This is a genomic window from Rhodococcoides corynebacterioides (assembly GCF_019834675.1).
In the GTDB taxonomy this organism is placed as follows: Bacteria; Actinomycetota; Actinomycetes; order Mycobacteriales; family Mycobacteriaceae; genus Rhodococcoides; species Rhodococcoides corynebacterioides_A.
Map to the genome: position 1 here is coordinate 26,055 of NZ_JABUBU010000001.1, position 16,244 is coordinate 42,298.

The window sequence follows — 16,244 nt, forward strand, 5'->3', positions numbered from 1 at the left end:
AGCCTACGTTCATGTTCCGGGTCGTCGACACCGACACGCTGCCGCTCACCGCTGCCCAGTCCGAGGTCTGGACGGCGCAGCACCTCCTCGGCGATCGACGAGACTTCGTCATCACCCTGCTGGTGGAGGTCACCGGCGTGGTGGACCTCGCGCGCGTGCGCGACGCGGTCCGCACCACCCTCATGGACGCCGAGGCCCTCCACGTGCGGATGGACTTCTCCGGCGAGCACCCGGTCCAGCGACCCGACGGGCGGGACTGGGACGTCGACGTCGTCGACCTGTCCGGTGACGACGACCCCGTCGCGGCGGCGCACGCCTGGATCGCCGACGACGTCGCGAGCGCCGACGTCACCGGCGTGGGACCGCTGTTCCGTACGGCCCTGCTGGTCCTCGCCGACGACCACCTGTTCTGGCACCAGCGCTATCACCACGGGATCGTCGACGGCTTCGGGATGTCCCTGATCTTCAACGAGGTCCGCGCCCGCTACGTCGATCCCACCCGCCGGACGACGGACGACGCCTGGGCGCTCGGCCCGCTGGTCGAGTCCGACCGCGACTACCGATCCTCGCCGGCCTTCGCCGTCGACAAGGCGTTCTGGACCACCCAGTTGATCGGCGCGGCGGAACCACCAATCCTGCTGCCCGACGTCCCCGACGTCGGCCGCGCGGTCACCGAGCGCGTCGAGGTGTCGACGGCGGACGCCGCACGCCTGCACGACCTCGCCGCTCGGGTGAACCTGCGCCGGACGCGGATGATCCCGTCCCTGTGGCTCGCCTATCTGGCCGTGGCCACCGGGTCGTACGACCTCACCGTGTCTTTGCCCGCCACCGGCCGGGTCGGGCGACGACAGCGCAGCACGCCGTTCATGGCGTCGACGATCCTGCCGCTGCGCCTGCGCCTGGACCCGTCGATGACGCTCGTGGACGTCGCCCGCGCCTTCGAGCACGCCACCATCGGCACCGTGCGTCACGGGCGCTTCCGCGGCGAGGACGTCGTGCGTGCCGTGCGGGAGATCGAGCCGGAGCGTCGGGTGGTCGGGCCGGGGCTGAACGTGCTGATGCTGCCGCACGGCGTGGACATCGGCGGGGTGCCCGCCCGCATGCACAGCATGGACACCGGACCCGTCCGTGACCTCGACACGACCGTGACGGGCGGCCTCGACGGCGAGCCGGTGACGTTCGATCTGCGCTGCCGTCCGGGGGCGCTCGAGGCGATGCGCGGGCACCGCGACCGGTTCCGCGTGGTGCTGGACCAGCTGCTCGACGACCCGACGCGGCCGCTGTCGTCGCTGACCCTGCTCGGCGACGACGACCGACGACGGATCCTCGTCGACTTCGTGGACACCGCCGAGCCCGTGACGCGCGAGACGATTCCCGCGATGTTCGCGCGTCGCGTCGCCTCGGCGCCCGACGACGTCGCGGTCGAGCTGGGGGACCGGACGCTGACCTACCGGCAGCTCGCGGACCGGGTGAACCAGCTGGCGCACCGCCTTCTCGACGACGGCCTGGCGCCGGAGGAGATCGTCGCGGTGTCGATGCCGCGGTCGATCGAGATGGTGGTCGCCCTGCTGGCCGTCACCGCCGCGGGCGGCGCGTTCGTCCCGGTGGACCCGGAGTGGCCGGCCGAGCGGCGGGCCCGCGTGCTGGCGGACTGCCGCACCTCCATCGTCCTCGGCGGTACCGACCATCCTGTTGCGCTGGACGACTGGGCATACTCCGAGCAACCGACCGCGGTCCCCGACGTCACGATCGACGGCGCCCGGGCCGCCTACGTGATCTTCACCTCCGGCAGTACCGGTACCCCCAAGGGCGCCGTGATCCGGCACGAGGCCATCTGCGCGCGCATCGCCTGGCAGCGCGATCGCATCCTCGGCTTCGGCCCGGGGGACGCCTCGCTCTTCAAGGCGCCGTTGGCATTCGACATCTCGATCAACGAGATCCTGCTGCCCCTCCTGACGGGGGGACGGCTGGTGATCGCGGAGCCCGGCGGCGAACGGGACGGGCTCTACCTGCTCGACGTGATCCGTCGCCGCGGAGTCACGTTCGTCTACCTCGTGTCGTCGATGCTCGACGCGCTGCTCGCACTCGACGATCCCGACCGGCCGGCGCTGGCCGGGCTGAAGCACGTGTGGTGCGGCGGCGAAGTACTCACCCCGGAGCTGTTCGCGCGCTTCCGTTCTCGCCTGTCGACGACGCTGTACCACGGGTACGGGCCCGCCGAGGCGACCATCGGTGTCTCGCACGTCGTCTACACCGGCGACGCCCCGCGCATCGCGACGAGCATCGGCCGACCGAACCCGAACACCCGCCTCTACGTCCTCGATTCGTCGCTCGCGCCGACCCCGATCGGAGTGACGGGCGAGCTGTACGCGGCCGGATTCCTGTTGGGGCGCGGCTACGTCGGAGCGCCGGGAATCACGGCGTCGCGCTTCGTCGCCGACCCGTTCGCGGGGCCCGACGAGTCCGGCGCGCGCCTCTACCGCACCGGCGACCTCGCGCGGTGGACGGCGGACGGCACACTCGACTTTCTCGGCCGGGCCGACAACCAGGTGAAGATCCGCGGCATGCGCCTCGAACTCGAGGAGGTCGAGGCGGCACTCTCCGGCACACCGGGGGTCCGCCGCGTGGTGGTCGACGTTCGGCGCACACCCGCGGGCTCGGCGTTCCTCGCCGCGTACGTGGTGCCCGACTCCGGCGCGGTCCTGCACGCCGCGGACGTCCTGGATCACGCCGCGACGGTCCTGCCGGACTACATGGTGCCGAGCACCGTCACCGTGCTGGATGCGCTGCCGCTCACCGTGAACGGCAAGGTGGATCGACGCGCACTGCCCGATCCGGAACAGGCCGTCACCGGCACCGTGGCCCCGCGCACCGACCGCGAACGCGAACTGTGCGCCGTGGTGGCCGAGGCCCTGGGTCTGCCCGAGGTCGGGGTCACCGACGACTTCTTCGCCCTGGGCGGCGACAGCATCGTCGCGCTCACCGTGGTGGCGAAGGCCCGCGCGCGGGGGATCGCGATCGGTCCGCGCGACGTCTTCTCGCTCCGGACACCGGAAGCGCTCGCGGCGGCCGCGCCGGACGAGGTCGCCCCCGTGGCGGACGAGCCCACGGGGGTCGTTCCCCTCACCCCCGTCGTCGCTCGGGCGCTGCGGCACGGGGCGATTCGGCCGCGGTTCCACCAGACGGCGTGTGTGCCCGTGCCCGCGGGCACGGATGCGGACAGCCTGCGGGACGCCGTGCAGGCCGTCGTCGATCGGCACCCGGCGCTCTGGGCGTCGTGGCACGACGGGGCGCTTCACGTGCCCGAGGCGGCGCCGCGGATCGACGTGGTGCACGAGGCGGCGGCGTCCGTCGACGGGGTCGTGTCACGCCTGGACCACCGTCGGTCCGGCGGCGCGGTGGCCGTGGCACTGTCGGACGACACCGCCGTCCTGGCCGTGCACCACCTCGTGGTCGACGGGGTGTCCTGGCGAATCCTGTTGGGCGACCTGGCAACAGCCCTGTCCGGTGGCGACGTACCGCCGTCGAGCACGTCCGTCCGCCGGTGGTCCGAGGCGCTGACCGAGTACGCCGCGGCCGGCGAGGTCGAGGCGGAACTGCCGTACTGGCACGGGGTCGCGCGAACGCCCCGCGGGTCGCTGCCCACCGACGCCGACCCGGGGCTCGCCGGCGACCTGCGGCGGCGGACCGTCGTCACCCCCGCATCGGTCACCGAGGCGGTGCTGCAGGACGTTCCGTCCACCTACGGCGCCGGACCGACCGACGTCGTCCTCGCCGCGCTGGCCCTCACGCTGGCGTCCTGGTCCGCATTCGACGGCGAGCGCACGGTGGTCGAGGTGGAGGGACACGGCCGCGAGGAGGACGTCGTCGGCACCGCCGGGATCGACCTCACCCGGACCGTCGGGTGGTTCACCTCGGTCCGGCCCGTACCGCTGCCCACGGACCGACCCGACGATCCTGCGGAGACGCTGCTGGCCGTCCGCGACGAGCTTCGCCGCGCGCCCGCCTCGACCCTCGGTCACGGTGTGCTGCAGGAGCTTCGATCCGACCCCGTCCTCGTCGCGGCGCCCGCGCCGCGCATCCTCGTCAACTACCTGGGTCGGCTCGGCGGAGCCGGATCGGTGACGTTCCACGGAGCGGACGACCCTGCCGCACCCGCCGCACACGCCCTGATCCTCGACGTCCTCGCAGGGGACGGTCCGTCGGGCCCGCGTCTCGAGACCACCGTGCGGTGGTCCCCGGCCGTCCTGACCGACGACGACGTCGCGTCCTTCGTCGACGGCTGGACCGACGCTCTCGCCCGGCTCGCGGCCGCCGGACCCGAGGTGCGGCGCACCCCGACCGACTTCCCGTTGGTCGAGTTGACGGACGACGACGTCGCCGGCCTGCCCGATGACGTGGAGGACGTGGTGCCGACCACCGCCGTTCAGGACGGCATCCACTTCCATTCCGCGTTCGCCGACGACGATCCCTACGTGGTGCAGCAAGTGATCGACCTCGGGGGCACGGTGGACCCGGATCTGCTTCGCGCGGCCGTCCAGCGGGTGGTGGATCGGCATGCGGCACTGCGGACCTCGTTCCGCCCGGTGTCGAACGGTCGGATCGTGGCGGTGGTCCACACCGGCGTCGGGGTGCCGTTCGACGTGCAGTCGCGGCCGGTGGACGACGTACTGGCGGCGCATCGTCGGCAGGGGCTCGCGCTCGACCACGCCCCGCTCCTTCGCTACACCCTGGTTCCGACGGAATCCGGCGCCGCGCTGGTGCAGTCGATCCACCACCTCGTCGCGGACGGATGGTCCATCCCCGTCATGCTGCGCGAGCTGCTCGCCTCCTACGGCGACCCGGCGCCGCTCCCGGCGCCCGCCTCACCGCGAGAGTGGCTGCGCCACCTCGCCACTCGCGACCGCGAGGCGTCCCTGCAGCGGTGGCGGGAGGCTCTGGACGGCGTTCGCGACGACGTGCCGGTGCCGAGCCACGGAGCATCGGGCACCGGCACCGGATCGCACCGGGTGGAGGTCGATCCCGAGACGACCGCCGCCGTGCTGCGCACCGCACGCGACGCCGGAGTCACGGTGGGGGCGTTGCTGCACGCGGCGTGGGGCGTGGTCCTCGGCCGCGTGACCGGGCGTCGCGACGTCACCGTGGGGTCCACCGTGTCGGGTCGCACGGCGCCGGTGCCCGGACTCGACGCCATGGTGGGACTGTTCATCGACACCGTCCCCACCCGCGTCCGGCTCGACACCGGCGACACCGCCGACACCATCGGGGACGTGGCGCGGCGCTGGCAGCGCGATCAGGCCGACCTGCTCGATCATCACCACGTGGGCCTGCCCGAGCTGCGGCGGATCGCCGGTGTGGCGTCACTGTTCGAGACGCTCGTCGTCGTCGAGAACTACCCGATCGGCGACCTGGTGGCGGCGTCCTCCGCGGCGTCCTCTGCGTCGTCTTCCGCGTCGTCCTCTGTGTCGTCCTCCGAGGCAGGCGGACTCCGGATCACCGGCGTCCGCGTCGACGAGAACCCCGCGTACCCGTTGACGCTCATCGTGATCCCCGGTGATCGGCTGACCGTCGACCTGAAGTTCCACCGCAGCGCCGTCGCCGAGGAGACCGTCGCCGCGATGGTGGAGATGCTGCTGGCCGTCGCCACGGCACCCGCTCACACGCCGGTCACGACCGCCGGCGTGACGCCCGCACCGGCCGTCCTCGGCGCCGCGGGCCGACTCGGCAGCGCGACCGTCGTCGACCTGCTGGACCGTCAGGCCGCCGCGACACCCACCGCGACGGCGCTCGTCCACGGCGACACGCGCCTCACGTACGCCGAGCTGCAGGCGCGGACCGACCGCGTCGCCACGGCCCTCGTGGACCGAGGTGCCGGTCCGGGATCGCTGGTGGCCGTGGCCCTTCCCCGGTCGATCGACCTGGTGGTGGCCCTGGTCGCCGTGCTGAAGTCCGGCGCCGCCTACCTGCCGCTCGACCCCGGCTACCCGGCCGACCGTCTTCGGTACATGATCGACGACGCGCAACCCGCCGTGATGGTGGACGGGCCATTGCCCGAGCAGGACCCGCGGCCGCTGGTGCGCCCCCGCGCCGCCGATCCCGCGTACGTGCTCTACACCTCCGGATCGACGGGCCGGCCGAAGGGCGTGGTGGTCACCCACGGCAGCGTGGTGCCTCGCCTCGAGTGGATGCGCGAGCATTCGCCGCTCGGTCCCGGCGAGGTGGTCCTGCAGAAGACGCCGTCCAGCTTCGACGTCTCGGTGAGCGAGTTCTTCGGCCCCCTGATCTCCGGTGCCGCGTTGGTGCTCGCGGACCCCGACGGGCACCGCGACTCCGCCCACCTGGTGGCGACCATCCGAGCGCACCAGGTGACCTGGGTGCACTTCGTCCCGTCCATGCTCGACGCCTTCCTCACCGATCCCGAGGTCGCCTCCTGCACCTCGCTGCGCGTGATCACCTGCAGCGGTGAGGCCCTGCCCGCCGCGTCGGCGCGTCGGGTCGCCGAGCTTCTCTCGCACGTGCGGCTCGACAATCTCTACGGACCCACCGAAGCCGCCGTGGACGTGACGGCCGCGCAGGGGGTCGAAGGCACCGCGGCCGACACCGTCCCCCTCGGCTTCCCGATGGTCGGCGTCGAGGCCCGCGTCCTCGACGGGTGGCTCGGCCAGGTCGCACCGGGCATGCCGGGCGAGCTGTACCTCTCGGGGCCGCAGCTGGCCCGGGGATATCTGCGGCGTCCGGCACTGACCGCGACCCGCTTCGTCGCCGCACCGTACGGGCAGCGGCGATACCGGACCGGGGACGTGGTGCGTTGGTCCGAGCGGACCGGGCTCGAGTATCTCGGCCGTGCCGACGATCAGGTGAAGGTTCGCGGATTCCGCATCGAACTCGCGGAGATCGACGCGGTCCTGCGTGAGCATCCGGCGGTCGACCGTGCCGCGACCGTGGTGCGCACCGACCGCGGCACCGCGCAGGTGGTGTCCTTCGTGGTCGGGCCCGTCGACGACGCGTCCGTCCGGGCCTTCGTCCGAGAACGGTTGCCCGAGCACATGATCCCGTCGTCGATCACCGTGCTCGACGATCTGCCCACCGGGCCCTCGGGCAAGCTGGATCGGGCCGCGCTGCTCGCCGCGACGCGCGACGCGGGGAGCCCGCCGACGGCGGGTCCGTCGGCGGACGACGTGACCGCCGCGCTGCAGTCGCACCTCGGCACCGTGCTCGGCGAGACCGTCGGACCGGACGACGACTTCTTCGCCCGCGGCGGAGACAGCATCCTCGCGATCCGCGTGGTCAACCTCGCCCGCGCGGCCGGTCTCGAGCTGTCGCCGCGGCAGATCTTCGACCTGCGGACCCCGCGCGCGCTCGCGGCGGCGATCGGCGACGGCCCCACCGCCGCTCCGGCGCCCGCCGCCGACAGCGCGGTGGGCACGGTACGCAGTCTGCCCGTGGTGCACCGACTCTCGGAGTGGTCGGGTACCACCGACCGGTTCTGTCAGGCCGCACTGCTGGTGGTTCCACCCACCGCCGAGGCCACCGTCGCGGCCGTGATCGACGCGCTGGTGCGCCACCACGACAGCCTGCGCCTGCTCCGGGATCGGCACGCCCCGGGCGTCTGGACCACCGAGATCCGCGCGGACGGTGTGCCGTCGCTCCGTCGGGTCGACGCGCGGGGTCTCGGCGACGCGGCGCTGCGCGACCTCGTCGCACGCGAATCCGACCGCGCCACCGACGCTCTCGACCCGGACGGCGGAACCGTCCTGTCGGTCGTGTGGTTCGACCGCGGCGACGATCCCGGCCGACTTCTGCTGGTCGCCCACCATCTCGTCGTCGACGGGGTCTCGTGGTCGATCCTCGTCGAGGACCTCGCCGTCGCCTGGGTGGCGGTCGAATCCGGGGACACTCCCGCCCTGGCGCCGGTCCGCACGTCGCTCCGTGAGTTCTCTCGGCGCGTCGACGAGGACGCGCACAGCGCACAGCGACTGGCCGAGCTGTCGTACTGGCGGACGGTGACCGCACCGGGCGCCGCGCTCGTGTCCGGCGATGCCGCCGACGCGACCGTTGCGCACGGCGACACCCTGCGCGTGCGCGTCCCGGCGGATCTCACGTCCGCCGCCCTGGGCCCCGTCGCGGACCTCGTCCGGGGCGACGCGACGGACGTGATCGTCGCCGCCCTGCGTGTGGCACTGTCCCGCTGGGGTGTGGACCACGACGTGCTGATGGACCTCGAGCGCCACGGACGTCACGACGCGCTGGGCGACCTGTCCCGCACCACCGGCTGGTTCACGTCGATTGCCCCGGTCCGGACCGCGCACCGCACCGATGTCGTGGCCACGCTGGCGGAGGTGAAGGATCGGCTGCGCGCGGCCCCCGACGGCGGCATCGGCTACGGCATGCTGCGCTACGGGAATGCCCGTACCGCAGGCGTTCTCGCGACCGGTGAGCGGTCGCAGGTCCTGGTGAACCACCTCGGTCGGGTTCCCGCGCCCGGCTCGGGTCCGTTCGAGCCGGCGCCGGAACAGGACGCCCTGCGCACCGAGCCCGACGCCGACCTCGGCGGGCCGTACCGGCTCGTCGTCAACACCGCGGTCGAGCCGGGAGCCGACGGCGCCGTGCTCGTGGCCTCCCTGGCCTGGTCCGCCTCGCACCTCTCGCGCGGGGACGTCGACACCATCGTCGACGGATGGCTGGGCGCGCTTCGCGATCTCGCCACGGCCGCCGAGTCGTCCACGCCCGTCCTCACCCGGAGCGACGCGCCGCTGATCGACCTCACCGACGACGACCTGGCCGCCGTCGCTGACGTCGTCCCGGACGGGGTGGAGACGGTCTGGCCGCTGACGCCGCTGCAGGAGGGGCTGTACTTCGAAGCCCTCACGGCGTCCGGACGGGACGTCTACACCGCCCAGTTCGTCCTCGAGTTCGACCATCGAGTCGATCCGGATCGTCTGCGCAGCGCAGCCGACGGTCTGGTGCGCCGCCACCCGACGCTGCGGACGGCCTTCGTCTCCCTGCCCTCGGGTGCGCCCGCGCAGGTGGTGGCCGTCCCCGACGCGGTGGCCGTCCCGATCACGGTGGTGGAGGCGACATCCCGCGACGAGGTGGCCGCCGCGCTGGCCGCCGACCGAGGTGCCCCGTTCGATCTCGCCGCACCGCCGCTGTGGCGTCTGCTGCTGGTGCGCCGACCCGACGGCACCGACGCCCTGGCCGTCAACCGGCAGTTCCTGGTGTGGGACGGCTGGTCCAACGGACTCGTGGTCGCCGAGTTGCTCGCCCGGTACGCCGATCCCGCGGCCGTCCCGACCACCCCGGACACCGCGTTCACGCGCTACCTGGGGTGGCTGGCCGATCGTGACAGAGACGCTGCCCGCGCGGCGTGGGCCCGGGCGATGGCGGGGCTCGACGAGCCCACTCTGCTCGCCCGGCCGGGAACCGTGGCGGGACCGGACCTTCCGCGTCGTCACCGCGTCGAGTTCGATCGTCACGAGACGACGACGCTGCGCGACGCGCTGCGCACGCACGGCGTCACGCTCAACGCGGTGGTGACCGCCGCGCTGGCACTGGCACTCTCGCGCAGCACCGGACGTGACGACGTCACGTTCGGCATCACCGTCGCCGGTCGACCGACCGAGGTGCCCGGCCTCGACACGGCGCCGGGCATGTTCCTCGCCACGGTTCCGGCGCGGGTGACGCTCGACCCGGCGCAGACGCTGATCGCCCTCGCGAGGACCGTGCAGGACCAGCGGTGGGCGCTGGCCGATCACGACCACCTCGGGCTGGCGGAGATCGGCGCGGCCACGGGGCATCGGACGCTGTTCGACACCCTCTGCGTCGTCCAGAACTTCACCGACGGCGACGAGGGGACCTCGCTGGGTGGCCGAGGAGTGCGGGGCGGCGACAGCATCGACCACACCACCTACCCCGTCACCGTCGTGGTGACGCCCGGGTCCACCCTGGCCGTCACCGTCGAGCATCGGCCGGAGATGGTCGACGACGTCCGGGCCCAGCGTGTGGCCGACGACGTCGTCGCGGTGCTGCGCAGCGTGGCCGGCGGGGCGGAGCGTCCGGTCGTCGGTGTGCTCGCCGACCCGACACCGCCCGTGCGCGTGGACGACTCGGTCCCGGACGTCACCGTCACCGAGATGCTCGTGGAGACGGCGCAGCGTCGCCCCGATGCCGTCGCACTGGTCTCGGGGAGCGTCTCCCTGACCTACCGCGAGCTCGTGGCGCGGATCGAAGCGCTCGCCCGCGTGCTCGAGGATCGCGGAGTGGGTCCGGAACAGGTGGTGGCACTGGCGGTTCCGCGCAGTGTCGACACCGTGGTGGCGCTGTTCGCGGTGTTGCGCACCGGCGCGGCCTACTTGCCGCTCGAGCTCGACCATCCCGACGCGCGGTTGGACGCCGTCCTGGACGACGCCGACCCGCGGTGCCTGATCGTCGGGCCGAGCGCCGTGTCGCGCTTCGCCGGTCGACCCGGGGTTCTGCCGCTCGACTGGGCCGCGGAACCGCTGTTGTCGGCGGCGGGCCGGCATGCGGACGGTGAGGGCGTCGCCGACGGCACCGCGTTCGCGCCGGGTCGACCGGGTCGGCTGGAGCATCCGGCGTACGTCATCTACACGTCCGGGTCGACGGGCCGTCCGAAGGGCGTGGTGACGCCGTATCGCGGGCTGACCAACATGCAGCTGAACCACCGACGCGAGATTTTCGACCCGGTGATCGAGGCGGCGGGCGGGCGGACCCTGCGCATCGCACACACCGTGTCGTTCGCCTTCGACATGTCGTGGGAGGAGCTGCTCTGGCTCGTCGAGGGGCACGAGGTGCACGTCGCGGACGAGACACTGCGCCGCGATGCGGATGCCCTGGTGGCGTACGGCGATCGCCACGGCATCGACGTCGTCAACGTCACGCCGACCTACGCCTCCATCCTGCTCGAGCGGGGACTGCTGGACGGGTACCGGCCCGCGTTGGTCCTTCTCGGCGGTGAAGCCGTCGGCGACGACGTCTGGTCGGCCCTGCGGGCTGCGGACGGCGTGCTCGGCTACAACCTCTACGGACCCACGGAGTACACGATCAACACCCTCGGCGGGGGGACCGCGGACAGTGCGACCCCCACGGTGGGCCTGCCGATTCGCGCCACCGACGCCGTGATTCTCGACGGGTGGCTGCGGCCGGTACCGGACGGGGTGGCGGGCGAGTTGTACGTCGCCGGAGCGGGTCTCGCCCGCGGGTACGCCCACCGTCCCGCGCTCACGGCGGACCGGTTCGTCGCCGGGCCAAATGGAACGCGGCGCTACCGCACGGGTGATCTCGTCCGTCGGCGCACCGACGGGTCCGGACTGCTGGACTATCTCGGCCGCACCGACGACCAGGTGAAGATCCGTGGCCACCGGGTGGAGATCGGCGAGGTGGCGTCCGCCGTCGCGGCCGTGCCCGGCGTGCGGCGCAGCGCCGTCGTCGTCGGTACCGGCCCGGGCGGCCTGGCCCGGCTGATCGCCTACGTCGATGCTCCCGAGACGGTGGACGTCCGCGACGCCTGTGCCCGCGCTCTGCCGGAGTACCTGGTGCCCACCGTCGTTCGGACCGACGAGTTCCCCATGACGGTGAACGGCAAGCTCGACGTGACGGCACTCCCGACGCCGGAGGACGACACGGCGCCGATCACCCTGCCGCGCACCGAGACCGAGCGCGTCCTGACCGGCATCGTCTCGGACGTCCTCGGCGTGCCGATCGGGGTGACGGACGACTTCTTCGCGCGCGGCGGCCATTCGCTGCTCGCCACCCGGGTGATCGGCCGTGCACGGACGGCACTCGGGTGCGAGCTGGCGGTGCGCGACCTGTTCGACGCCCCCACCGTGGCCCGGCTCGCCGCCGTCGCCGGTGCCCGATCCGGGTCGGCGCGGCCCGTCCTCGCGCCGCGTGAGCGGCCCGAACACATCCCGATGTCGGCCGCGCAGCGCCGACTGTGGTTGGCGCACACCCTCGATCCCCGCTCGACGGCCTACCACTTCCCGCTGGTGATCCCGCTGGACGGGGTGGTGGACGTCGAGGCGCTGACCGTGGCGCTCGCCGACGTGGTCGACCGACACGAGGCGTTGCGGACGGTGTTCGACGAGGTCGACGGTCTGCCGGTGCAGCGCATCCTCGACGGCGTTCGACCCGCCGTCGACGTGGTCGAGGCGACCACGGCATCGGACGTCTCCGCAGCCGTCGCCGAGGTGTTCCGCACTCCGTTCGATCTTCGTCGTGACATCCCGTTGCGCGCCAGAGCAATTCACACGGAGGGCGGCACGGTCCTGGTGGTGGTCCTGCACCACATCACCACGGACGAGTGGTCGGACCGCCCGTTCCTGACCGATCTGCTCGCGGCCTACACCGCCCGCCTGGCCGGTGATCCGTCGCCGGTGACGCCGCTGCCGGTGCAGTACGCCGATTACACCCTGTGGCACGCCGAGCTGCTCGGCGACGCCCGCGACGAGCGGTCCCTCGCTGCCCGCCAACTGCGGTTCTGGCGCGACACGCTGGCGGGCGCCCCCGATCCGGAGATTCCCCCCGATCGGCCCCGGCCGCCGCGGCCGAGCCACGACGGCGCGGTCGTGCAGGTCGACGTCGAGCCGGCGGTGGTGCGCGGCCTGCGTGCCGTGGCGCGATCGACGGAGGCGAGCGTCTTCATGGCGTTGCACGCCGCAGCGGCCGTCCTGATGCGCGCGGTGACGGGGTCGTCGGACGTGGTGCTCGGTGCGCCGGTGGCCGGCCGCGACGAGGAGGCGACGGCCGACCTCGTCGGGTTCTTCGTCAACACCCTGGCGCTGCGGACCGAGGTGACCGGGTCGGCGTCCCTCGCCGATACCCTCCGCACCGTGCGGGACGCCGATCTGGCGGCGTTCGCCCATGCCGACGTGCCGTTCGACGAGGTGGTGGCCCACCTGGCACCCGAGCGCAGCGCGGCGCGGCACCCGCTGTTCCAGGTCATGGTCAGCCATCACACCGGTCCGCTCGTCGACACCGACCGGCTGCCCGAGACGCCCGCGAAGTTCGACGTGGTGTTCAACGCCACCGAGGACACCGGGGGCGAACGGCTCACGCTCCAACTGGAATACGCGACCGACCTGTACGACGCGTCGACGGCCCGGACGCTCGCGGATCGCTTCCTTCTCGTGCTCGCCGCGCTGGCGCGGACGCCGGAGAGGCGGGTCGACGATCTCGACCTGTTCCTGCCGGGGGAGCGGCACCGGGTGGTGACCGAGTTCAACGACACTGCGCGGCACGTGCCGGAGGAGACCCTCTACGCGTCCTACCGTCGGTGGGTGCGGGCGACGCCCGACGCGGTGGCGGTGGCGGACGAGCACGAGACCGTCACCTACGCCGCTCTGCACGAGCGTGTCGTCGAGCTCGCCGCGCAGCTGCGCGACCGGGGCATCGGCGACGAGGACATCGTGGGCATCGGCGTGCCGCGGTCGGTGGGCACCGTCGTCGCCACCCTCGCCGTCCTCGCCGTCGGGGCGGCGTACCTCCCCCTGGACGGCCGGCACCCCGCGGAACGGCTGGAATTCATGCTGGGCGATTCCGGAGCCGCGTTGCTGCTCACCACCGAGGAGGCGTCGGGATCGATGCCGAGCAGCGTCCCCCACCTGGCGATCGACGCACTCCCGGAACGGGATTGGGCGGACGAACCGAACGGTCCGGCCGCGCTGGACTCGGCCGCGTACGTCATCTACACCTCCGGGTCCACGGGCAGGCCGAAGGGCGTCGTCGTTCCGCACGAAGGCATCTCGTCCTTGGTGGCGACGGCGGAGGACCGGATGCGGTTGACGACGGGGTCGGTGGTGCTGCAGTTCGCGTCCATCGGGTTCGACGTGGCCGTCTTCGAACTGGCCATGGCACTGTGCACGGGCTCCCGGCTGGTCGTGGTGCCGGACGACGCGCGGGTCGCGGGTCCGGAGCTGACGGACTTCTGCACCCGCCACGCGGTGACGCACGCGATCCTGCCGCCGTCGCTCATGGCGGCGCTGCCGCCGGACTGCCTGCTGCCCGAGGGCTGCACGGTGCTCGTCGGGACGGAAACCGTGCCGCCGGCGGTGATCTCGGCCTGGTCGGAGCGACTGAACCTCCTCGCGGCGTACGGGCTCACCGAGGCGACCGTGAACAACACGCTGTGGCAGGCGCGTCCGGGCTGGACTGCAGCGGTGCCGATCGGCGTCCCGGATCCCAACGAGCAGGCCTACGTGCTCGATGCGCGGCTGCGCCCCGTGCCCATCGGGGTGGCCGGCGAGTTGTACATCGCCGGACGGGGACTGGCGCGCGGCTATCTCGGACGGCCGGATCTCACGTCGCACCGATTCGTCGCCGATCCGCACGGGGGCGGTCGGATGTACCGCACCGGCGATCGTGCCCGGTGGCGCACGGACGGATCGCTCGACTTCCTCGGCCGCGCCGACGATCAGCTGAAGGTTCGTGGCTTCCGCATCGAGCCCGGTGAGGTGATGGCGGCACTGGCGTCCGCGGACGGCGTCGACCAGACGGCCGTGATCGCCGTGGGCGACGGCCCCGCCACCCGGGTAGTCGGCTACGTCACGGGTGTGGACGGGCTGCTCGGCGAGGACGTGCGTGCCCACGCGGCGACCGCGTTACCGGACTACATGGTGCCGAGCGTCGTGATGGTGCTGCCGGGATCGTTGCCGTTGACTCCCAACGGCAAGCTCGACCGTGCGGCCCTCCCGGAGCCCGATCTCGTCGGTCTGCTGGGGGGCCGACCGCCGCGGACGGAGACCGAGCGCGTGGTGCTCGCGGCCGCGGCGGAGGTGCTGGGGCTCGCGAACGGGCCGGATGGTGCGACCCTCGGCATCGACGACGACTTCTTCGACGTCGGCGGACATTCCATGGCGGCCATGGGGTGGGTGTCGGCCCTCCGGTCGCGTCTCGGTGTCGAGGTGACCGTGCGCGACGTGTTCGACGCGCCCACCGCCGCGGCGCTGGCGGAACGGCTCACGGGACGGTCGGTGTCGACGGCGCCGACGCTGACCCCGCGGGCGGATCGACCGGCCGTCGTCCCGCTCGCACCGATGCAGGAAGCGGCACTGCCGCAGGACCTCTCGGCGGCACCCGCGCACCATGCGCTGCTGGTAAACGTCGGCGACCGGAGCGGGGACGACCTGGCCGCGGCGCTGTCCGCCGTCGCCGCACGTCACGAGCCGCTGCGGTCGGTGATCGCACCCGACGGGGCGTCGGTGACGCCGGCGGACCCGGTGATCCTCGAGCGGGTCGCCGTCTCCGCCGACGGTGGTGATCTCGGCCGTCGCGCGTTCGAGATCGCACAGGAGCCGCTCGATCTGACGACGCGGCCCGGGCTGCGTGCGGTCCTGCTCGACGACGGGGACCGTCGCGCCCTGCTACTGGTCATGCACTACGCCGCGGTGGACGAGTGGTCGGTGGTCCCGTTGCTGACCGAGTTGCTCGTGGGCAGCGAGGAGGACCTGCCGCTGACCTACTCCGACGTTGCGCGGTGGGCGGTGGACCGTCGCGCTGCTGCGGACGACGTCACGCGCTACTGGCGTGAGCGTCTCGCGGACGCGCCGCCGGCGACTCTGCCGATCACGTTCGGCGAGAACGGAACCGACGCGGTCCTTGTCGACGTCGACGCGGACCTGCGTGCCTCGCTCGACCGGCTCGCCGCCACTGCAGGCACGGGACTGGCCTCGGTGATGCACGCGGCGTTCGCACTTGCGGTGGCCGACGCGGGCGGCGGCGAGGACGTCACCGTCGCGACGCTGGTGGCAGGCCGTGACGATGCCCGCACCCACGCGATGGTGGGCGGGTTCGCGGACCGGGTTCCCCTGCGGGTGAGCGCGATCGGCGATCTGGCCGAGGTCACCCGTGCGGTTCGCGACGCGACGATCGACGCGCTCGATCGCCCGGGGCCGTCGTACCGGGACATCGTGGACGCGGCCTGCCGGCCGGACCTCCGGCGGCCGGCGTTGGCGCTGGTGCATCACCGCGTCGCGGATCTGGGGGGCGTCTCGGTGCTTCCGATCCCGGTGGGCCGCCCCGAGGCGGATCTGACCTTGAGCGTGCACGAACCACCCACGGGTGCAGCCTTGTTCGTCCAGCTGGTCGTTCCGGGCGGAACGGACAGCAAGGCGGTCGGTCGGTTCGTGGATCTGCTCACCGCTCGACTGGGGGAGGCGCGCAGGCCCTAGTAGGAAAGGCAAGGCTACGCTAAGCTCGCCGGGTGCAATCGCGGCCGAAGGGGTGGACAC

At 72.9% G+C, this 16,244-nt stretch carries 1 protein-coding gene; it reads left to right on the forward strand.

What is annotated here, in order from left to right; all coding sequences use genetic code 11:
* The first annotated feature begins 11 nt into the window (after positions 1-11).
* Positions 12-16,184 (forward strand): non-ribosomal peptide synthetase, encoded by a 16,173-nt coding sequence (locus HQ603_RS00105; protein ID WP_222682397.1) that lies wholly within the window; start codon positions 12-14, stop codon positions 16,182-16,184.
* Positions 16,185-16,244 lie beyond the last annotated feature (60 nt).

Bases quoted from the DNA above. Each gene is read 5' to 3' on its own strand.
- HQ603_RS00105 (WP_222682397.1), top strand. From the start codon at position 12: ATGTTCCGGGTCGTCGACACCGACACGCTGCCGCTCACCGCTGCCCAG.